This window comes from Shewanella loihica PV-4, from assembly GCF_000016065.1.
Lineage (GTDB): Bacteria > Pseudomonadota > Gammaproteobacteria > Enterobacterales > Shewanellaceae > Shewanella > Shewanella loihica.
In genome coordinates this window covers 3,769,346-3,789,091 of record NC_009092.1, presented here as the reverse complement: position 1 = coordinate 3,789,091, position 19,746 = coordinate 3,769,346, and the positions used below count along the sequence as shown (strand labels likewise).

Here is a 19,746-nt window from a genome sequence, read left to right as displayed (position 1 = left end):
TGCCATGCGAAAGTTGATAAAGCGCACTTTGATAAAACACACTTTGATAAAGCGCGTGTCTTGATAAAAGGCGCGTCACTCACCCGGTCTTAAGGGATAGGGAAGATGATGGGGTTTGGGGGAGTGGCTCGCCTTTTTCGAGGGGAAAACCACCTCTTAGCAAGGTGGTTTTGCTTACAGAGATGCTTGTTTAACCCAGCCTGCTAGGGCACCACGAAATCGAATCGATTGTGGCAGCCGGTGCAATAGTTCTCAGATTTCTGGTGAACCTTGTGGCAGTTAGTACAATCCGTTTCTGTATCGAAGTGGCGATTCTTATGGGGGTTGGTCGGTTTGAAGTTCTCCGTTTTCTTCGTCAGTTTCTGGGTGTTGTGGCACTTGACGCACTTCATCATGGTCACGGCCTGACGAGGCTCGGCCTTGCCATGACAGCTCGCACACTTAATGCCGGCTTCCAGGTGGGTCTGATCCAGTAGTGGCAATTCTTTGGCAAATGTTGCGTTGGCAAATAAGCTCAAGGCAACGGCTAGTATCATATTGATTAATTTTACGTTTTTCATTTTCTATTCCATTCTATCATTTGCAAGATGGCCCTATGTTCGGGCATCCGTAATAGATTCAGCCTGTTATAACTTGGCCACGTGTCTGCCGGTCAGGTAACCGAAGGTGTAGCAGCGACCCAAGGAGAGGCCAAACACTGTCAATGGATAGTCGACCCCGCCGTAGAAGCCGCCGCCCATGTTGCCGACGATGAACAGGCCACCGATTGGCTTACCATCTGCATCCAATGCCTGATGATTCGCATCAACCAGAACGCCAGAGGTGATAGCCGAGATACGCATGCGGCGGTGAATACCGTAGAAAGGCGCTTTTAGTACAGGCGCCATCTTGCTTGGGGCCTTGCCGAAGTCGTCATCTTTACCTGTTTTGCATAGCTCGTTGTAACGCTTAACGTTTTTAACGAAAGTCTTAGGATCACAACCGAGTTTCTCTGCCAACTCTTCTAGCGTGTCAGCAACAAAGGTATTGATTTGAGATGGGTAAACGCCTTTCTTTTCGCCTTCAACTTCTGGCATGTAATGCTTTAACTCTTCAGGCGTGTATGCATGTCCAGGCCAGTCTTTTGACTGTTCCATATAGTTAGAGTCGAAGATTTGGTTGTAACGACCTTGGTTAACTTCGTCACGTAGGTAGTTGTTCATTAATGACATTTCTACCTGCTCGTTAACGAAGCGCTCACCTTTACCGTTAACCACCAGGAATGGCATATCACACATTGCCGCCGGACCCGCGTCGAAGTCGTGAAGCATCTTAGTGTGACCCGCAGGCTCGATCACGCCGCCCGCCCAGTAGGCCATGGCGAAACCGTCGCCGGTACGATCCATCTGCTTGCGTTCGAAGTTCTTGAGATCAGGGATAAAGAAGTCGCACATCGCCTTATTGTTCTGGTAGTCGCCGGCAGAAAGAATGACACCTTTCTTTGCCATAAACTTGTGGTACTTACCATCACGGTTTTGCGCAATAACGCCGATCACTTTGCCGGTTTCATCTTGGATCAGCTGTTGTGCAGGGGTGTTGAAGAAAAACTTAACACCGGCTTTTTCAGCGGTTTTCGCCAGGGCGCGCATACCGTCGCCCGCGGTGTATGGCTTAGGACCGAAGTATGAGGTGACGAATTCCAGCGAGTGCTCAGTAATACCATGAATACCGTGTTGTGGCTTAGTGCCTTGGTCTACACCCTTAGCCCCACCTTTGTTGGCGCGGTCAAGTACCCACTTCACCGCTTCACCTGAGTTATAAGCCCAGCTTCTGAGCAGTTCAGGGTGGCTGCGGTGAGCGTTATCCGCCATTAGACGGTTAACCAGGGCTTCAACACCGGCTTTGTCACACTTGTTAAGGTCTAGGCCTGAACCTGTGTTGCCCTGAGAAACGACTATGGCTTGCTTTTGCAGTACAGCAACGCTGGCACCATTCTCTCTGGCTGAAAGTGCGGCGGGTACGCCCGATGCGCCGGCGCCAACCACCACCACATCGAAGGTCTGGGTCGAGGCAATCTCGCTGTCGGCGATTGGCTTGGGCTTAGGCATGAACTCCAGCGAGGCATTGCCTATCTGTGCGTATTCTTGGCCAGGCGCCTCTGAGGCGCTTGCCGTGCCGGCGATACCCGCGAAGGCTAACCCGCCCGTGCCCATGGCGGCGCGGGTCAGAAAGCTCCGGCGTGAGATGCCATGTTGCAGGACATTGGCTGTGTATTGGTCAATTTCTTTCGATTTCTGTGGATACTCTTTACTCATCTCATACTCCTTTGATGCCTTTGTCTTGCGCGCTTTGACTGGCTAGGGAAAGGCACCAGACTGGGTTTTGCCCCATGATATTTATTTTTTTAACTCAATTTAGCGGCGAACTTGGGAAACCAAATTCAAACTCCGCCTTTTAAATGTATGACATATGATAATTGGTCGAAAGCCTTAAAGGTGACATCTTTGCTGTGCTTCACAAAACGGTGTGATTTTGAGCGCAACTATACAGATAGTTAGCTTATTACAATTAAAACAGTTGCTTATGTTTTGGTTGTGAGCAGAGGTAATAGTGCGAGTGGCCAAGTGGATGCTGCAAGCTGGTGCACTAACCATTACTTTAGTTATTGCTTAAATTTTGAGCTGGCTTGGGTTTGGGCTTGGATTTGGGCTCTGGCTTGGCTTTGGTGAAAGGTGAAAGGTGAAAGGTGAAAGGCGAATGGTGAGAGCTTAGGCGAGAGGAGCTTAGATGAAGTGCTGGCTAACAGCTGGCTGACTACATTGCGTTGGCATTCGGCTAAGAGTTAGCTAAGAGTTGGCTATAGGCGGTTAGGCAAGATCGCACCAAAGCTCGTCTAATTCGGCCTGGGTTAGCGGTCGCATCTCGCCTTCTGGCAGATCGCCCAGGGTTAAGGACTCGATGGCGACGCGCTTAAGGTCTATTACCTTGTGGCCGAGGGTCTTACTCATGCGGCGGATCTGGCGGTTGAGTCCCTGGGTGAGGACTATCTCGAAGCTGTCCTGGCCTAGGCGAGTCACCTGACAGGGCTGTGTGGTGACATCCTTATAGCTGACCCCTGCTGCCATCTTAACCACAAAATCATCATCGAAGGGCCTGTCTAGCCTGACATGGTAGCGTTTGTGGTGGGCAAAACTGGGGTGCATCAGGCGCTGGGTCAGCTCACCATCGTTAGTGAGTAGCAGCAGCCCCCTGGAGTCTTTATCCAGCCGTCCCACGGGGTAGAGACGCGGCTGCCGTGGCAGCAGATGGATCAAGCTGGTTGTATCCTCTGCCAGCAGGCGGCAGTCTGTCCCCACCGCCTTGTTGAATATCCAGTAGGCCTTGTCGGCGATGGGGGGCAGAGGCTCGCCATCGACACAGACGCTGAGTGATGCCTGTGTACCTGTGGGGGTCTCTATCAGCTCGATGCTGTCTGTGTGCTTGGCGAGCCGATCGCCCAGGCTGACTCGCCCGTTGCGGATCAGTCTTGATGCGGCGCGGCGCGAGCAGCGGCCAGTTAAGGCCAGATACTGGGCGAGGCGCATCGACGCGCCTAGCCGTGGGCCGAGACTTGGCTGATCAGGTTGTCCTGATAGCTGTGTCTGGCGAGCTTCTTGATGGTTAGCGCCAGGGTGACACACCAGATCATCACCAGATTGGTCTGGGCCCACATGGCAAAGGCGACGCCGCAAATAGAGCCGTCGTGGTGGCTGCAGGGGGCGAAGTCGAGTATCCCCCAATCTACCATGAGGGCCAGGCTGCTGGCGGCCGTCAGGCCCAGGGCGCTGACGATAAACAGCGGCGTCGAACAGATTGCCTTATGGTTGACCCTGGCCGAGAGGGTCAGGAAATAGAGGATGATGGTGGCGATCAGGAAGATGGTGGAAAACAGCCTGTGCTCTTTGAGGTAGTTGATCGGGTAGATGCCGATGAGGATGATGGTCACCCCCACCACAAAGCCAGCGAAGGCAATATAGTTGCCAAAGTGCCCCAGCTTGAGCTGCAACAGTCCATACATGGCCAGCAGTATGCACGAGCCTGCCAGGATAAGCCCCATGTTGAAGATATAGGCCAGGGGGGAGTCCACATAGTTGCCCAGCAGATCCGGCCTTTGGTTAAAGGCCTCCAGTCCCATCACCTGAAACTTGGCGAACAGGGAGATAGAGATGCCGAGGGCAGAGATGAGCGCACCGGTCAGAATGGTGAAGACCACCATGCGCTGCAGGTCATAGTTTATGGGTTGGTGTAGGGCCATAGCGATGCCATTTATTGTTATTTTTTGAATATAAAAAAGGAGTACATTTTTGGTACTCCTTTCGTTTCGACGCATGGCTAATTTCAGTAAATGCTTAACCTAATTCACTGCGTCGCAATTATATCCCTATGGCTTTAGTTTAAGTGAAAACCCCCATAGAGTGGAACTGTTAAGGTGAGGATTGTCACAAATTGATCCGTGCGCCCATGGTCAGGGCGCACCAATTCAGCTTAGTGACGCTTGCGCAGCACCACTATGGCGATGGCGACTATGGCGAGGATCATGCAGTACCAGGCGTGGGCAACCGCCTGCAGCGGGCTGATGCTGAAGGTGGAGGCGATCAGCAGCGCCTGGGCACCGTATGGGATCAAGCCCTGAATGATACAGGAGAAGATATCCAAGATACTGGCGGCGCGCTTAGGGGTAACCTCATGCTTCTCGGCCAGATCTTTGGCGATATCGCCGGTCACCACGATAGAGACGGTATTGTTGGCCACACAGGTGTTGGTCAGGGCGACTATGCCTGCCATGCCCAGCTCAGAGGCACGGGTCGAGGCCTCGCCCTTGGCGCTGGAGAAGCGGACGATAAGCTTCTCAATCTGCTTGCTCACAAAAGCCAGTCCACCCTGTTGCTGCATCAGGGCCGCCAGGCCACCGACCAGCATGGAGAGGATGAAGATCTCCTGCATGTTGCTAAAGCCCGCGTAGATATCTTTGCCAAACTGGATCAGGCCGTAGTCCAGAGTGGCAAAGCCGGTGATGCCTGCCAGCAAGATGCCCACGGTCAGCACCACGAACACGTTCAGCCCGGCGACCGCCAGTACCAAGATGGTGAGGTAGGGGATAACCTTAAGAAAATCTATCTGCTGCGGCGCCACATCGGCCTGGCCTTGTCCGGCGAGGGTGAACACCACCAGGGTGATCAGCGAGGCGGGAATGGCGAAGATCAGGTTTTCTCTGAACTTGTCTTTCATCTCACAGCCCTGGGTGCGGGTCGCGGCAATGGTGGTGTCAGAGATGATCGACAGGTTGTCACCAAAGAGGGCGCCCGAGATCACGGCCCCGGCCATCAGCGCCAGATCGATCTGCGCCTCTTCGGCCACGCCCAGTGCGATGGGAGCGACTGCGGCTATGGTGCCCATAGAGGTACCCATGGCGGTAGCGATGAAGGCGGCGATCACGAAGAAACCGGGTAGCAGTAGGTTCGAGGGCACAAGCGACAGCCCCAGCGCCACGGTAGCATCTACGCCGCCAGTGGCCTTGGCCACAGAGGCAAAGGCACCTGCCAGCAGGTAGATGAGACACATGGCGATGATGTTGGAGTGGCCTATGCCACCGATGAAGGTCTCTATGCTCTGGTTCAGCTTCTCTTTCGAGATCAGCAGCGCCAGTATGATGGCGGGCAGGATGGCGACCACGCTCGGCAGCTGATAGAAGGCAAAGTCGACGCCCTGGCTCTGGAAATAGACGCCGGCACCGATAAACAGGGCCAGAAACAGGAATAGTGGCAGTAGGGCGATAAACGATGCCTTGGGGGCCGTGGTTTGTGTTGGTGTTGTCAAAACGCTCTCTCTTCTCGCTAAACGTCCCCGTGGAGACGTGTCATTAAAACTGGATGCTCGTTCCCTTGCCCTCCTAGCTGGAACATCTCGCTTTTTTGCGAAATGGGACATCTCAATAGGTGAGAGGATATGAGATCGAAAGATGTCTGTCAATTTAGACGTCTAGATGTTTTTACTGCTAAATGTTTGGTTGCTGTTAAATCCTCTGACAAGCCTGTTAACATCTTGCGGTAACAAGTTATTAACTTGCCTAGCTTAAGCCGAGAGATCAAATTTTTTATCGTGTTAAAACTGTCACTTAACTTATTACTCATGCTAGGCTTGCGCCTCATGTTAGGGAAGGTGCGAACAAGTCGTCGCACAGCTCTGGCTTTGATAGCAGCGACAGTTCAAGGCATTCAACTGAGGGCATGCCGAGGCCTGCTGAAGTTGAATAACGCCGGAATGGTGTTGCTATCAAAGCCCCGCAGGGCGAGGATTACAGTGGTATTTGCTGCGTTACAGTTCTTGCGAAGGACTAGGGCCATTCGCTACAAACTGTGCCTTGCATCTATCCACTCTAAGCACACGCAGAGCAAGCACGGGACTTATTCGTACCTTCCTTAGGCTAAAACGGATTGGAAATCGAAAAAATGATGTTAGTCGAGGTGGATAAGGCGCGTTATCGCCAGCATTTAAATCGGGTGATTGCGGTGTTTCTCGCCAGTTTAGCCCTGCTGTCTCTGGTATCAGGGCAGCTGTTGATCGCCTTGTTTGGCAATCAGGAGGTGGTCAGCGGCGAGTCGACCGGCAACCTGCACCTGAATTTCTTCGGCGTGTTGATCGGCTTTGGCATCTGCGCCTTGGGGCTCTACCAACAGCGCCACAAAGCGTACTTTCGCGAGATCTATTATGTGTCGCGGCTCAAGGCGCTGCAGAACCGCATCTACCGCAAGTTTAAGCAGATTAAGCAGGCGGGCGAGCGCAACGACATCGACGCCCTCACCATACAGGTGTTCTATTTCAGCAGCCAGAAACTGGTGTATCTGCTGGACGACAACACATTGACCCTGAGCCAGGTCGATAAGGAATTAGAGGCAGTTAAGGCGCGTATCGCCGAGCTTGGGCTTAATACCGGCCCAGAGGATTTCGACGAGTTGCTGCTGGAGAAGTTTTAGCGTTAGGCTGGCGTCTTGAGTAAAGACGCCATCAAGGCTCAAACCATTGACTAGCGGCTGTTGCGGTATTCCTCTTCGATTCCCGCTAACAGGCCGATAAATTCGGTGAGATGGCTACGCATCGCCTCTTCGGCCGCTTTTTCATCGCCGGCGATGACGGCATCTACGATAGAGTTATGCAGGCCCGCCGGGTGTATCTTGTCGGTATCGGGCTGAAATTGCTGGACGATAGAGGCAACCAGTTGGATCAGTGACTTGTCTATCGCCATCAGGAATCGGTTCTGGCACATGTCGGCCAACAGATAATGGACTCGGCTACGCAGAAATACCGTTTCTGGGTAGGCCAGGCTGTCGCTCTCATGGGCATTGGCTTCACGCAGCTGAGTGGCCTGCTCTTGGGTACAGTATTTTGCGGCGAGGCCGGCCACTATGGGCTCGATGGCCAATCTTGCCTGGCAGATCTCGTTAAACGACATCTGGCCGAGAAAGAAGAGATCCTTACAGTCGTTGCTCAGGCGCTCGAAGGTGAGGGCTTTTACAAAGGCGCCGCCGGTGGCTCCCTGTTTGATCTCTACCAGATCTTTCGCTTCAAGACTCTTGATCGCTTCGCGCACCACGGTGCGGCTCACCTGGAAACTTTCGATCAGTTCCCGCTCTGAGGGTAATTTATCGCCGACACTAAACTTGCCCTGGAAAATGGCTTGCTTGAGCTGGTTAGACACCTCTTCAGAGGCCTTGACCTGTTTGATTGGCTGAAAAGTGTTCAAGATAAATTCCATAAAATTAAGTGGATGAAAATTATATCATAGCTAGCCATCTTCTGAGTAGTTCATGCTGAATTACCACTATTTCCCCTAGCAGCCCCGGCCGCAAAAATTCAATAGTCGCGTTAGCAATTTTTAACAATTGATTATCACAAAAGTGACCCTTTCCCCACTTTACATAAATCCGTGAGCGACTGTTCATATCTCAATCGATGCAATATACCGTCAAATTCAAATGTCGTACATTTAACGTATAACGTTGAATTATTGGCGTTATGTAATCGAGTGTCACCTAAGGGATAAGGGTGACCTCAGGCTTGATGTTGCTGCGCAGCGACGAATAACGACAAAAGAATGATTCTCTCAAAGGTCTGCTTGATGTCGGACTTATTCGAGAGACAGGGAAATAAGATGATGAAAAAAAACTATTTATCGCTATTGGTGATGTCAGCTATTGCGCTACCGGCTGCCGCCGACACCACTCTAGATCAGATGTTCAGTCAAGGCAGCTTGCGGGGCGAGTTGAGACTCTTCGACTTTACCCGTGATTTCGACGGAGACACCAATACCAAGCATGACACCTCGCTGGGTGGACTCTTCTATTACAACACCGCCGCCGTCAATGGCATCAGCATAGGCACCAGCTTTGCTTCGGCCAACTCCTTGTGGACCAATGACTCGGATAGCTTCTATGGCCTGGTGGGACCGAATCACGAGAACGTAAACCGCCTGCAGGAGTATTTTATCCAGGGCGAGTGGTGGAACACTAAGTTTAAATATGGTGCGCAAGAGCTGCGTACCCCTATGATGAACCCCCATGATATCCGCGCCATTCCCCGCACCTTCCGTGGCTTTACCGCCTATAACAATAGCGTCGATAATCTCACCCTCTCGGCCCTCTATATCACTGACTCTATGGGGTGGTTCGACAATCAATTTGTGACAGTGGCAGAGGCTGTCGCCAGCGAGGTGAGACGCACGACAGGTCGGGTCGTAGAAGTCGCCGATAACCCTGTTTATGCCCTGGGCGGTAAATACAAGTTGCAGTTCGATGGCGTGAAAGGGGCCGCCGATCTCTGGCACTACCGCATGGAAGATGTCTTCAATCAGACCTTTGTGAAGCTGAATCTGTCGATGAATGTCGGGGATGCCAACCTCTATGTCACTCCCTCTTATCTGACCCAGCAGTCCTCTGGCAAGGAGACCGCCGGTGAGTTGGATACCTATCAGTATGGCGCGCACCTCGGCGTGAAATATGCCGGATTAAACCTCACCTATATGTATGCCAAGACAGGGGACGATACCGTGTTGACCCCTTGGGGTGATGACAAGGTGGTGATCCAGCAGGTTAATCAATCGGCCCGTGCCAACGAGACGGTCAATGCCCTGAGAGTGGCCTACGATTTCGATAAGTTGGGGGCAAAAGGGCTGAGCGCCTACGTCTTCTATGGGGATTTCGATGTGCCTGAGACCTCGGGCAGTGACTTTCGCGAAACCAACTTCTCGGTTAGCTATTCACTGGATAGTTTGATGAAAGGCTTAAGTGTGCGGGCAAGACACGCCATTGTGGATTATGACAATGGAGAGGATCTGACCGATACCCGTTTCTATATCAAGTATAAGTTTACCCTGGGTATTTAATGGGTTAATCAAAACGTAAAGCGAGTCCTGGCCCTGCGTCTCACGCTCCCTGCACCATTTGAGGCGTGGGGCCCTTTATCAAATTGTTTGTGCTTGCGCGGCCGGGATGGCCGCTGATTATATTTAATGTTTGATTAGATATTGCTGTTGATGGTCATAAGACATCTTGGCTGTGGTCTATATCTTGGGGAGATCTAAGGTGTGGCCGCAGCCTTTTTTGATTCACTGCCCGGCTCTAGGCCAAACACCTCATTGAAGGCCTGGGTCAGCAGCTCTACCTTGGCGCTCTCACGCGCCGACTGCTTGACCACCATGGAGAGGTTGAACTGGTAACAGGCCTCATCCCCGTGAATGATCTTGATCTCCTGCTGTTTCAGCTCCTCCTGAATGTAGCTCAGGGGCAGGTAACCTATGTAGCAACCCGATAGAATTAAGGTTTTACGAGTATCAAACTGATACGCCTTGGCCGACAGGTTGAGGCGTTTGAGCTGCTCTCTGCCCTCGGGGTCTATATCGACACCTGGGTGGATAGAGGGGGTCTTGGCCAGCATCTCGGCGCTGATTTCTTTGTCGCTCAGATGAAAATAGGGATGCTTGGCGCTGCAACACAGGTAGATGGGCTCGCTGAAGATGGTCTGATAGTTGAGGCCCTGGATCTGTTGATAGCTGGGTAAGAGGCCGACATGGGCCTTGTCCTGTAGCAGCGACTTCTCTATCTGGTGCAGCGCCTCGCCATCAAGAATCAGGTGCAGCTGGGGCTGACGCTCGTGTATGTAGGCGATCACCTGGGCCAGCTTCTGCTGCATGCCGTAGTCCAGCTGATCGGCGCAGAGGATCACCAGTTCGCCGATCAACTCTTCCCCCAAGTTGTTAACAAACATCGAGAAATCGTTGAGGGAATCGAATAGTTCGATGCAGGCGTGATACACGGCCTGGCCCGCCTCCGTGAGGGCAAATCCGCCCCGTCCCCGGCTACACAGCTTGAGCTTCATGCGACTCTCAAGGTTGGACATATGCACGCTGATGGTGGAGCGGGTGACCCCGAGTTCATTCTCTGCGGCGGCGAAGCCACCATTCTCGACCACGGTGCGAAAGATGCGCAGTAATCTGAGATCGTATTCGGTGATCGCCTTAGGGATGATGGACTGTTTGCTCATTAGTTTTATAAGCTTCAAACTTTTTGTTGAATATTTGGTATTTAACCCGAGTTAGTTTTGCTATTCAATAGAGAAATTAGCGCGCCCGTCTTGATTCAAGCTCAGGCGTAGCCCTTTAGATTCAAACTATTTATGCAGGGAACTGTTATGCAGGGAATTAAAGACACTCAGTTAATCAAACTTTCCTCCTATATCGACGGCAGATGGACGGTGGGCGAGCAGCGCTTCGACGTGGTGAATCCGGCCAGCCAGGAGGTGATCGCCCAGGTGGTTGACGCCAGTCTCGACGATACCCAGGAGGCCATATTGGCCGCCAAGCGGGCACTGCCTGAGTGGTCTAAGCGTTCAGCTAACGAGCGCGCCGCCCTGATGCGTAAATGGTTCAACCTGATGATGGAGCACCAGGAAGATCTGGGCCGCTTGCTGACCCTGGAGCAGGGTAAGCCCCTGGCCGAGGCCAAGGGGGAGATCGCCTATGGCGCCGCCTTTATCGACTGGTTCGCCGAGGAGGGCAAGCGTGTCTATGGTGACACTATTCCGGCGCCTGCTAACGACAAGCGTATTTTGGTGATCAAGCAGCCTGTGGGCGTGGTGGCCTCTATTACTCCGTGGAACTTCCCCAACGCCATGATCGCCCGTAAGGCGGCGGCTGCGCTGGCGGCCGGTTGTACCTTCGTGGCACGTCCCTCTCCGCTGACACCGCTGTCGGCCCTGGCGATGGCCGAGCTGGCAGAGCGCGCAGGTATTCCTGCCGGGGTGTTCAACATAGTGGTGGGCGAAGATGCCGTGGGCATGGGCAAGGTGCTGACCCAGCATCCGGACGTGGCTAAGTTCACCTTCACCGGCTCTACCGCCGTGGGCAAGATTTTGCTGGCTCAGTGCGCGACCAGCGTGAAGAAGGTCTCCATGGAGCTGGGGGGCAATGCGCCCTTTATCGTGTTCGACGATGCCGATATCGACGCCGCGGTGCAGGGCGCCCTGATCTCCAAGTATCGCAACGCCGGGCAAACCTGTGTCTGCACCAACCGTATCTTTGTGCAGAAGGGAGTTGCCGCGGCCTTTACCGAAAAATTTACCGCCGCCGTGGCCAATCTCAAGTTGGGCGATGGCCTGGGCGATGGCGTGACCGTCGGCCCCATGATCTCCAAGGATGCAGTGCAGAATGTGCTTAAGCTGGTGGATGACACAGTGGCAAGCGGTGCCAAGCTGGTAACCGGCGGCCAGCCGAGTGAGCTGGGCGAGAGTTTCCTGGCACCTGTGATCGTCACAGATGTGACCAACGAGATGCCGCTGGCACGCAACGAGATCTTCGGCCCCGTGACCCCTATCATCAGCTTCGATAGCGAGGCTGAGGCGCTGGCCATGGCCAACGATACCGAATATGGCCTGGCCGCCTATTTCTACGCCCGGGATATCGGCCGCATCTTCCGCGTCGCCGAGGGGCTGGAGTATGGCATGGTGGGCGTCAACGAGGGGATCATCTCCAACGCCGCCGCACCTTTTGGCGGGGTGAAGCAGTCGGGCAACGGCCGTGAAGGCTCCAAGTATGGCCTGGACGATTATCTGGAAATTAAATACCTGTGCCTCGGTGGCCTGGATAAGTAGAAATAAGGATAGAGACGATGAGCAACGCAGAATTACAGGCGCGTAAGGTACAGGCGATCGCCAGGGGACAGGGGAACGCCTATCCCGTCTATGTGGAGCGGGCGTTAAACGCCGAGCTGTGGGATGTCGAAGGCAAGCGCTACATCGACTTCGGTACAGGGATCGCCGTGTGTAACACGGGTCATAGCCATCCCAAGGTGGTGGCGGCGGTCAAGGCGCAGCTGGATAACTTCAGCCACACCTGTGTGATGGTGAACCCTTACGAGTCGGCGGTGGCGCTGGCGGAGCAGCTTAATCGCATCGCCCCCGGCGGTAGCGACAAGAAGGCGATCTTCGTGACCACGGGCGCCGAGGCGGTGGAAAATTGCGTCAAGATCGCTAGGGCCCACACAGGGCGTCGCGGCGTTATCGCCTTCAACGGTGGCTTCCATGGCCGCACCAACCTGACCATGGCGCTGACGGGTAAGATCACCCCCTACAAGCATCAGTTTGGCCCCTTCGCCGGGGATATCTTCCACGCGCCTTATCCGGTGGCGTTCCATGGCGTGAGCGTGAAAGACTCCCTCAAGGCGATCGAGCATCTGTTTAAGGTGGATATCGCTCCTTGTGATGTGGCGGCGATCGTGGTCGAGCCTGTGCAGGGCGAGGGCGGTTTTTACGCCGCGCCGCCAGAATTCTTACAGGCCCTCAGGGCACTGTGCGATCAGCATGGTATCGTGCTGGTGATGGATGAGATCCAGACCGGCTTTGGCCGTACCGGCAAGATGTTCAGCTGTGAACACGCGGGCGTCGAGCCGGATCTGATGACCATGGCCAAGGGGATCGCCGGTGGCTTCCCACTCGCGGCCGTGGTGGGTAAGAGCGAGATCATGGACGCGCCGTTGCCGGGAGGCCTTGGCGGCACTTATGGCGGCTCACCCGTGGGCTGCGTGGCGGCGCTGGCGGTGCTCGAGGTGATGCAAGAGGAGCAGCTGGTGGAGCGCGCCGTTAAGATAGGCGACAGCTTCAATCAGGCGCTCTCTGCCCTCAAGGAGCAATATCCACAGCTGATTGGCGAGGTGCGCAATCAAGGCGCCATGATCGCCATGGAGTTGGTGATCGACGGTGACATTGAGCAGCCCAACACGGCATTGACCCAGGCGATCATCGCCAACGCCGCGGCCCATGGCTTGGTGCTGCTGGCCTGTGGCTTCTATGGCAACGTGATCCGCTTCCTGCCGGCGTTGACCATCAGCGATGAGATCATGGCCGAGGGGCTGGCCAAGTTTAAGACGCTGTTCGAGAGCCTGGTGGACTAATTCGCTCCTGTTTGCGAGCTGGGGACTAAATTCCCCGGGTTTGCGAACCATCACCAAAAGCCTGGGAGATTTCTCCCGGGCTTTTTTGTATCTGTATGTTGAAAATCGCCACAAGACCTTGAATAACCAAGTCGAAGCGCGTAAAACTGCCTGTCAGCAGCGTTATTCACTAGGCCAGTCGGCCTCAGGCGAGGGAGTTTAGGTTTTTGGATCACTTTATTTGGAATATGGACCCTGTGTTGGTCTCTTTCATGGGGCTGACGATACATTGGTATGGCGTCCTGTTTGCTAGCGCGATCTTCGCGGGCTTTCAGGTGATGAAACGCATCTATGTGCGCGAAGGCCTGGATGTGGAGTCACTGGATAACCTCTTGATCTACTGCGTTATCGGCATAGTGGTGGGCGCGCGTCTGGCCCATGTGTTGTTTTACGATCCCAGCTACTACTTCGCGCACCCGGCTAAGATTCTGGCGATCTGGGAAGGCGGCCTGGCCAGCCATGGCGGCGGCCTGGGGGCGATCCTGGCGCTCTACTATTATCATCGCAAGATGAAGCTACCTTTCCTCTTCCTGCTGGATCGGCTGGCGATCGCCACGGCCATCTTCGGCTTCTTCGTGCGCATGGCCAACTTCGTCAATTCTGAGATCCTCGGGGTGCCGAGCGACAAGCCCTGGGCCATCGTCTTCGAGCGGGTGGACATGTTGCCGCGCCATCCGGCCCAGCTGTATGAGGCGCTGGCCTACCTGAGCATCTTCATCGCCCTTTGGGCTATCTACAAGACCACAGAGATGAAGCAGAAGCAGGGCGCCCTGTTCGGCCTCTTCCTGGTGTGGGTGTTCAGTGCCCGTTTTGCCATAGAGTTCGTCAAGGTGAAGCAGGCGGCGTATGCCCAGGACTGGACCATGAGCGCCGGTCAGATGCTGAGTATTCCTTTCCTGCTGGTGGGGGTCTTCCTGCTGGTGAAACCCTATCTGGCATCCAAGGCCAAATAGCGATAAGTAAGCCCGACTCAGTTCGGGCTTTTTTTTCAATTAAAAACAGTTAATCAATCATTTAACTCATCTCCAATTAATAGATCCTCTGCTAAAATAGGGGGGCAAATCTGATTGTCCCAGCCTATTCATCTGCCAGAAGGAGACCTATGTCCTACCAGGTTATCTTGTTAGGGATCGCCGCGCTGATTGCCGTGGGGATCCTGTTGCATCACCCCTCAAAGACCCTGGGGTTGCCCAGTCTGTTGATCTTCATGGGCGTGGGCCTGAGCCTGGGCAATGGCGAGTTTAATTTTGTCTACGATAACCTCACCCTGACCTCCACGGTCGGGGCGGTCGCTCTCAACATGATCGTCTTCGTCGGTGGCATCAATACCAAGACGGAGAGCATTAAGCTGGCCTACCGTGAGGGTGGGGTGCTGGCAACCTTCGGGGTACTGCTGACCACGCTTATTCTGGGGGCGCTCCTCTATCCGCTGACGGAATGGAGCCTGGTGATCTGCCTGTTGTTTGCTGCCGTGGTCTCCTCGACCGATGCCGCGGCCGTGTTCTCGATTCTGGAGTCGAAGAAGCTCAAGCTCAAGGAGCGCACGGATACTGTGCTGGAGTTCGAGTCGGCCACCAACGACCCGGTCGCCCTGGTGATGGTGATGATACTCACAGGTATCGCTCTGGCGCCGGATGCGCCGGTATCACCTTGGGCAATAGGCCAGATGCTAGGCTTGCAGATCGCCTTAGGGATAGGCGTCGCTTTCGTGGTGGCCAGGCTAGCGGTGTGGGCGCTGAACAGCATACATCTGGAGGAATATGGCCTGATCCCTGTGTTTGTGCTCGCCAGTTTCGTGCTGGCGGCCTATGGCAGCGAGCTGGCCGGCGGCAATATCCTGATCGCCTCCTATGTGTGTGGCGTGGTGATGGGCAACGGCATACGTCGGGGCGTGGAGGTGACGCGGCATTTCTTTAACAGCCTCTCCTGGCTGGCGCAGTCGCTGATGTTCATCATACTCGGGCTGCAGATCTTCCCCCAGACCCTGTTTAGTGTTTTCTTCCTGTCGCTTATCCCGGCGGCGTTGCTGATGCTGGTGGCCAGGCCGCTGGCGGTGCAGATTTGTTATCTGCCGTTTCGTCAGGCGAGCTGGAAGAAGCGGCTGTTTATCTCCTCCATAGGTCTCAAGGGGGCGACACCTATCGTCTTCTCGCTGATCCCAGCGGCGGCCGGTGTCGAGGGGGCGGTTGAGATGGTGCACCTGGTGTTCTTCATCGTGCTCTTCTCAATCCTGTTGCAGGGCGCGGCCATAGAGCCCCTGGCCAAGCGGCTTGGGCTCAATAGCGACAGCTAAGGGCTAGTGCTTAACTCAATTCCCAGTGCTTAATTTCCAGAGCCTAACTCCCAGTACTCTAAGGCGCCGTCTGAGCTGAGGGTGATGAGCTGCCCACCATAGCTCACCATATCCATGACGGTCGTGCCCATGGAGAAGGGGGTAAGCTGCCAGCGTTCTAGCTCCTTGCCGGTGGCGACCTGCCAGCGAAAGATAGTCTGTTTCGAGGTGGCGGTGATCAACTCATCGCCCCTGTGAATGAAGCGGGCGCGGCGAAAATAGCGGTAGCGCTCGAAGTAGCTCAGTTCACTCAGCGCCTCACCTGTGTCGAATGCCAGCAGTTGATGATTGTCCAGGTTGTCGGCGAAGAAGAGGCGCCTATCGGCCTCGTCAAACGCCAGGCTGGTGATGCGTTGGGGCAGGGATAATTGCTTTATTATCTCGCCGCTGCCACTGACCCACCAGAGCACCTTGCCATCATGGCCGGCGGATAACAGGCGCTCATCCGAGGCGCCAAAGGCGAGGAAGGCCACCTCGGCGTCGTGCTGCTTAAACAGGGAAAACTGCTGCGCCTTGAAATCCACCAAGATCACGCTGCCTTCGTTCATGCCGATGGCGATGCGGCTGCCCGACTGATTGAGTGCTAGGGTCGAGATGCTGGCGTAGTCGTCAAAGCCGTTGACCTGCCAGGTCAGCTGGATATTGCCCTGCTGGATATCTATCAGGGTAATTTGGCGTTTGCCGCCATAGGCCAGATAGCGCTTGTTGCCCGACAAGGCCAGCTGATAACCCGGATGCTCGAAGGCGTTAGCCGGCCAGTGAAAGCGCTGCTTGCCCTCGGGGAGGTTCCAGACGCTGAGATCCCGACTTCGACTCAATGTGACGGCCAGGCTGGCATCCTCTGCCAGTAGCCCAGCCACCAGATTGTCCTCCACCAGACGCTTGAGGCTCTGCGGTGGCTGGCTTGTCTGCTTATCTGAGCAGCCGGAGAGGACGACGAGTAACAGGGCTAGGCTTAAGAGATGGCACAGGCGTTTGAGTGTAGACATGGGGATAGCGGATAAGGCTCAGTTACTGGGATTTAGCTGAGCATAACACATGTAAAAGCCCGCCGGTGTCAGCCAGCGGGCCTGAAGGGCTAAGCCTTGTATGAGCCATGGATTGTATGAGCCATGGATTGTATGGCCATGTCTTATATGAGCCATGTCTTGTATCGACTAAGCCTTTTATGAGCCATTACTTGAGGCGGTAGATCACCTCGACGCGATCGCTGATGCTGGTCTGGGCCTCCTGATAACTCTCGGCCACATCACCACGGGCTGCGGCGCTCATCTTATACACCATGGGACGCACCGCTCCCTGAGCCTGATAGCGGATCTCCCATACGCCATCCAGACGCTCACCGAAGCCTTCGGCCAGGGCGGCGGCCTTCTGCTTGGCGTCCTTGATCGCCATCAGCCTGGCCTGTTCAATCATCTCGGCCTCCTTGCTGGATTTGAAGTTGATCTGATGGATGCGGTTGATCCCTTGCTGCAACGCGCTGTCGAGCAGGTCGTTGAGCTTGTCCAGTGCCCTTAGGGTGACCACCACCTGGCGGCTGGCGAGGTAGCCAATCTCCTTGTTGGTGCGCGTCTCAGGGTCGTACAGATAGTCGGGACGTAGATTCAGGTTGGCGCTCTGAACATCGTCTCGAGCGATCCCCGCCTTGGCTAATCTGGCCAGGAAGTCGCTGACCGCCTTGTCTGATCCCGCCTTGGCCTTGGCCGGGTTGTCGGCCTTAGTCACCACCTCGACGGTTAGCTCGGCCATGTCGGCCTTGACGACCAGCTCGCTGGTACCGACGGTTTCGATATGGGGGAAGTTTAGCTCTGCGGCGGCCGCGTTAGGTAAAGCAAGCAGGCTGCCGGTGAAAACCAATGAACCAAATAGGGTGGCAATCAGGGTCTTTTTCATCGAATACTCCAAACGCACGTAATAGTGACAAATCAGTAGATAAGAATCGGTTGTTTGAGCATATAGACGCAGGATTTCTGAAAAGGGGTTAAATAAACTGAAAATTTTTTGGGGCTGTCGGAGAGGCTTCACTTAAAAGAAAAAACCTGGTGATAGAGCATCCTGCCTATCACCAGGCGAAAGCGCCTTTGGGGGAGCGCTTGGGAAGTTGCGAATAAGTCCTTGTGGGACTCGTTTGCATCTTCCCTAGAGGTGCCACCTGTAAAACACCTCTTTTTAAATGGTTTTGCGATTCAGGCCCGTCGTCGGTCTCTGGCCCTCGACTTAGGCTATTATGTTTGCTGCCCTCTAACCTGAAATCACATGCTTCCTGCAGACCACTTATTCTGTTTCCATCTTGTTATCTTGCCTTCCCTAGCCCTTGGCGATTCGATTAATCCCTTAGCAAATCGATTAAGCCCTTAGCGAATCGATTTCATTCTTGGTGATTCGACTTAGCTCTTGGTGAATAGAGGCTTATCCCTGGATAAGCTTGAGTTCACGCATGAGCTGATTGAGTTGCATAGTGAGTCGGTCGATCTCGGCGCGCAGCACGCCCACGCGCCCGCCTTGCTGCTCACTCTGGCGAACCAGTTGGTAGACCGTCTTGGTGGAGACGCCAAACTGTTTGGCGACATCCGATAGCAGGCAGTTGTTTCCTTTGACTTCGGCGACGATCCGCTCTGCCATCTTAGGGGTGATACTCTTAGATACTGTACTCATCTGTGACTCCTTATGGATGAATCCGCGTGTTAGCCTATTCGACATCCCACTGGCTGATGCCGAGGTGAAAGATAAACTGCCAATCTTCGAAGCGGCTGACCGCCATTAACCAAGGTTTCATCTACAACTCCTTATGGGGTGGTACTTCATTTACCTTTGGCAATTCTGCCCGCCCCAGCGACTACCTAAAAAGTAATATGTAAGTTCTGTGCCAACTTTTTCAAAGATCATTAATCGATTGATTTAAATGGGTTTTGGTGGTTTGTGTTTGCGTCTGACAAATGTGACATCGCGCACAGGGCTCACCAACTTGGTGCCGCCATGGCTTGCATTGGTGCAAGTCTGCAAGTTTGGCTTGGCGCCGCTTTGGGCTGGCCGAGCTACACTGACTAATAGGCAAGTTTATGTTAATAAAAAGCAAACGAAATGACTAAATAGTCATTTTTATCGCATAAGTATTGACTGTGTGAGTCGGGCTGCCTATAGTCGTGGCCAATTGAGCGAATATTCCTGGTAAGAGAGTAAATAATGAACAAATCTATCCTGTTAGCCGGTTTTACGGCCCTGTTGCTGCTGAGTGGCTGTGGCAAAGAGCAAGATTATCTGGTGGTAGGCACCAATGCGGCCTTTCCGCCCTTTGAATATGTGGGCGGTGTCAGCGGCGATCAGGTAATGGGGTTTGATATCGATCTGGCCCGCAAGGTGGCCGAGGATGCGGGCAAGACGCTCAAGGTGGAGAACATGAAGTTCGACTCGCTGATCGTGGCCCTCAACGCCGGCAAGATAGATATGATCGCCTCGGGCATGACCATCACCCCAGAGCGTCAGGCCAGCGTCGACTTCTCCGAGCCCTACTACGAGGCGACCCAGGTGGTCTTGGTCAACAAGCAGGATGACAGCATCCATAGCCTGGCGGATCTCACCGGTAAACACTTCGCGGTGCAGCTGGGCTCAACCGCCGACATGATGGCCAAGAAGTACACCCAGTCGGTGACCGCCTTCAATACCGGCTTCGAAGCGATCATGGAGCTTAAGAACGGCAAGGTGGATCTCGTGCTGTTCGACAGCGAGCCGGCCGCCAACTACCTGGCCAAGAACCCTGAGCTTAAGCTTATCAGCCTGGACTTCCCCCCAGAGTTTTATGGTTTCGCCGTGGCCAAGAGCCAGCCCGAGCTGCTGGCCAGCATTAACAAGACGCTGGCGACCATGAAGCAGAATGGTGAATACGACGCCCTGCTCGCCAAACATATGAAGTAGGCCGCC

The 19,746-nt window shown here is 54.3% G+C and carries 17 protein-coding genes; 7 read left to right on the top strand and 10 right to left on the bottom strand.

Going from position 1 to position 19,746, the window contains the following annotated elements:
* Nucleotides 1-203: 203 nt before the first annotated feature.
* The 5 genes from SHEW_RS16470 to SHEW_RS16450 form a co-directional block, all read right to left on the bottom strand.
* The gene (locus tag SHEW_RS16470) at nt 204-560 is read right to left on the bottom strand and encodes a cytochrome c3 family protein (protein ID WP_011866978.1); all 357 of its coding nucleotides are present in this window, start codon (nt 558-560) and stop codon (nt 204-206) included.
* Between the two features lie 66 nt (nt 561-626).
* On the bottom strand, nt 627-2,294 hold the full coding sequence (locus SHEW_RS16465; RefSeq protein ID WP_011866977.1) for an FAD-dependent oxidoreductase: 1,668 nt from the start codon (nt 2,292-2,294) through the stop codon (nt 627-629).
* Between the two features lie 552 nt (nt 2,295-2,846).
* Nucleotides 2,847-3,563: a 23S rRNA pseudouridine(2604) synthase RluF gene (locus SHEW_RS16460; RefSeq protein ID WP_011866976.1), complete on the bottom strand. Its 717-nt coding sequence runs from the start codon at nt 3,561-3,563 to the stop codon at nt 2,847-2,849.
* Between the two features lie 8 nt (nt 3,564-3,571).
* On the bottom strand, nt 3,572-4,273 hold the full coding sequence (locus SHEW_RS16455) for a DUF998 domain-containing protein (RefSeq protein ID WP_041406726.1): 702 nt from the start codon (nt 4,271-4,273) through the stop codon (nt 3,572-3,574).
* Nucleotides 4,274-4,503: 230 nt separating this feature from the next.
* The gene (locus tag SHEW_RS16450) at nt 4,504-5,835 is read right to left on the bottom strand and encodes a Na+/H+ antiporter NhaC family protein (protein WP_011866974.1); all 1,332 of its coding nucleotides are present in this window, start codon (nt 5,833-5,835) and stop codon (nt 4,504-4,506) included.
* 632 nt (nt 5,836-6,467) lie between these two features.
* Between SHEW_RS16450 and SHEW_RS16445 the strand changes: the two genes are divergently transcribed.
* Nucleotides 6,468-6,992 carry a DUF3087 family protein gene (locus tag SHEW_RS16445; RefSeq protein WP_011866973.1) on the top strand — a complete coding sequence of 175 codons (525 nt, stop codon included), beginning with the start codon at nt 6,468-6,470 and terminating at the stop codon, nt 6,990-6,992.
* Between the two features lie 50 nt (nt 6,993-7,042).
* On the opposite strand, the gene SHEW_RS16440 is transcribed toward SHEW_RS16445, so the two are convergent.
* A complete protein-coding gene (locus tag SHEW_RS16440) occupies nt 7,043-7,759 on the bottom strand; it encodes a FadR/GntR family transcriptional regulator (RefSeq protein ID WP_041407442.1) in 717 nt (238 codons plus the stop codon).
* 408 nt (nt 7,760-8,167) lie between these two features.
* Here SHEW_RS16440 and SHEW_RS16435 point away from each other — a divergent pair, with 408 nt between their 5' ends.
* Nucleotides 8,168-9,397, top strand: coding sequence for an OprD family outer membrane porin (locus SHEW_RS16435; RefSeq protein ID WP_041407439.1), 1,230 nt, complete (start codon nt 8,168-8,170; stop codon nt 9,395-9,397).
* A 194-nt stretch (nt 9,398-9,591) separates the two neighbouring features.
* On the opposite strand, the gene SHEW_RS16430 is transcribed toward SHEW_RS16435, so the two are convergent.
* Entirely contained in the window at nt 9,592-10,554 is a 963-nt protein-coding gene (locus SHEW_RS16430; RefSeq protein ID WP_011866970.1) for a LysR family transcriptional regulator, read from the bottom strand.
* A 147-nt stretch (nt 10,555-10,701) separates the two neighbouring features.
* On the opposite strand from SHEW_RS16430, the gene SHEW_RS16425 reads away from it, so the two are divergent.
* From SHEW_RS16425 to SHEW_RS16410, 4 genes are all read left to right on the top strand, one after another.
* Nucleotides 10,702-12,159, top strand: coding sequence for an NAD-dependent succinate-semialdehyde dehydrogenase (locus SHEW_RS16425; RefSeq protein ID WP_011866969.1), 1,458 nt, complete (start codon nt 10,702-10,704; stop codon nt 12,157-12,159).
* A 17-nt stretch (nt 12,160-12,176) separates the two neighbouring features.
* The gene (gabT, locus tag SHEW_RS16420) at nt 12,177-13,457 is read left to right on the top strand and encodes a 4-aminobutyrate--2-oxoglutarate transaminase (protein ID WP_011866968.1); all 1,281 of its coding nucleotides are present in this window, start codon (nt 12,177-12,179) and stop codon (nt 13,455-13,457) included.
* A 227-nt stretch (nt 13,458-13,684) separates the two neighbouring features.
* A complete protein-coding gene (gene lgt, locus SHEW_RS16415; protein ID WP_011866967.1) occupies nt 13,685-14,449 on the top strand; it encodes a prolipoprotein diacylglyceryl transferase in 765 nt (254 codons plus the stop codon).
* A 149-nt stretch (nt 14,450-14,598) separates the two neighbouring features.
* On the top strand, nt 14,599-15,789 hold the full coding sequence (locus SHEW_RS16410; RefSeq protein WP_011866966.1) for a potassium/proton antiporter: 1,191 nt from the start codon (nt 14,599-14,601) through the stop codon (nt 15,787-15,789).
* Between the two features lie 29 nt (nt 15,790-15,818).
* Here the strand turns inward: SHEW_RS16410 and SHEW_RS16405 are convergent, their stop codons facing one another.
* The 3 genes from SHEW_RS16405 to SHEW_RS16395 form a co-directional block, all read right to left on the bottom strand.
* Nucleotides 15,819-16,817 carry a WD40 repeat domain-containing protein gene (locus SHEW_RS16405; RefSeq protein ID WP_011866965.1) on the bottom strand — a complete coding sequence of 333 codons (999 nt, stop codon included), beginning with the start codon at nt 16,815-16,817 and terminating at the stop codon, nt 15,819-15,821.
* Nucleotides 16,818-17,004: 187 nt separating this feature from the next.
* A complete protein-coding gene (locus SHEW_RS16400; RefSeq protein ID WP_011866964.1) occupies nt 17,005-17,721 on the bottom strand; it encodes an oxidative stress defense protein in 717 nt (238 codons plus the stop codon).
* Between the two features lie 516 nt (nt 17,722-18,237).
* Nucleotides 18,238-18,483: a hypothetical protein gene (locus SHEW_RS16395; RefSeq protein WP_011866963.1), complete on the bottom strand. Its 246-nt coding sequence runs from the start codon at nt 18,481-18,483 to the stop codon at nt 18,238-18,240.
* 528 nt (nt 18,484-19,011) lie between these two features.
* Between SHEW_RS16395 and SHEW_RS16390 the strand changes: the two genes are divergently transcribed.
* Nucleotides 19,012-19,740, top strand: a complete 729-nt coding sequence (locus SHEW_RS16390; protein WP_011866962.1) for a basic amino acid ABC transporter substrate-binding protein — start codon at nt 19,012-19,014, stop codon at nt 19,738-19,740.
* Nucleotides 19,741-19,746 lie beyond the last annotated feature (6 nt).

Excerpts from the sequence above, each read along its gene's own strand:
- SHEW_RS16425 (WP_011866969.1), top strand. The coding sequence starts at position 10,702 with ATGCAGGGAATTAAAGACACTCAGTTAATCAAACTTTCCTCCTATATC.
- SHEW_RS16470 (WP_011866978.1), bottom strand. The coding sequence starts at position 560 with ATGAAAAACGTAAAATTAATCAATATGATACTAGCCGTTGCCTTGAGC.
- SHEW_RS16465 (WP_011866977.1), bottom strand. The coding sequence starts at position 2,294 with ATGAGTAAAGAGTATCCACAGAAATCGAAAGAAATTGACCAATACACA.
- SHEW_RS16405 (WP_011866965.1), bottom strand. The coding sequence starts at position 16,817 with ATGTCTACACTCAAACGCCTGTGCCATCTCTTAAGCCTAGCCCTGTTA.
- SHEW_RS16390 (WP_011866962.1), top strand. The coding sequence starts at position 19,012 with ATGAACAAATCTATCCTGTTAGCCGGTTTTACGGCCCTGTTGCTGCTG.
- gabT (WP_011866968.1), top strand. The coding sequence starts at position 12,177 with ATGAGCAACGCAGAATTACAGGCGCGTAAGGTACAGGCGATCGCCAGG.
- SHEW_RS16455 (WP_041406726.1), bottom strand. The coding sequence starts at position 4,273 with ATGGCCCTACACCAACCCATAAACTATGACCTGCAGCGCATGGTGGTC.
- lgt (WP_011866967.1), top strand. The coding sequence starts at position 13,685 with ATGGACCCTGTGTTGGTCTCTTTCATGGGGCTGACGATACATTGGTAT.
- SHEW_RS16435 (WP_041407439.1), top strand. The coding sequence starts at position 8,168 with ATGATGAAAAAAAACTATTTATCGCTATTGGTGATGTCAGCTATTGCG.
- SHEW_RS16410 (WP_011866966.1), top strand. The coding sequence starts at position 14,599 with ATGTCCTACCAGGTTATCTTGTTAGGGATCGCCGCGCTGATTGCCGTG.
- SHEW_RS16460 (WP_011866976.1), bottom strand. The coding sequence starts at position 3,563 with ATGCGCCTCGCCCAGTATCTGGCCTTAACTGGCCGCTGCTCGCGCCGC.
- SHEW_RS16430 (WP_011866970.1), bottom strand. The coding sequence starts at position 10,554 with ATGAGCAAACAGTCCATCATCCCTAAGGCGATCACCGAATACGATCTC.
- SHEW_RS16395 (WP_011866963.1), bottom strand. The coding sequence starts at position 18,483 with ATGAGTACAGTATCTAAGAGTATCACCCCTAAGATGGCAGAGCGGATC.
- SHEW_RS16400 (WP_011866964.1), bottom strand. The coding sequence starts at position 17,721 with ATGAAAAAGACCCTGATTGCCACCCTATTTGGTTCATTGGTTTTCACC.
- SHEW_RS16445 (WP_011866973.1), top strand. The coding sequence starts at position 6,468 with ATGATGTTAGTCGAGGTGGATAAGGCGCGTTATCGCCAGCATTTAAAT.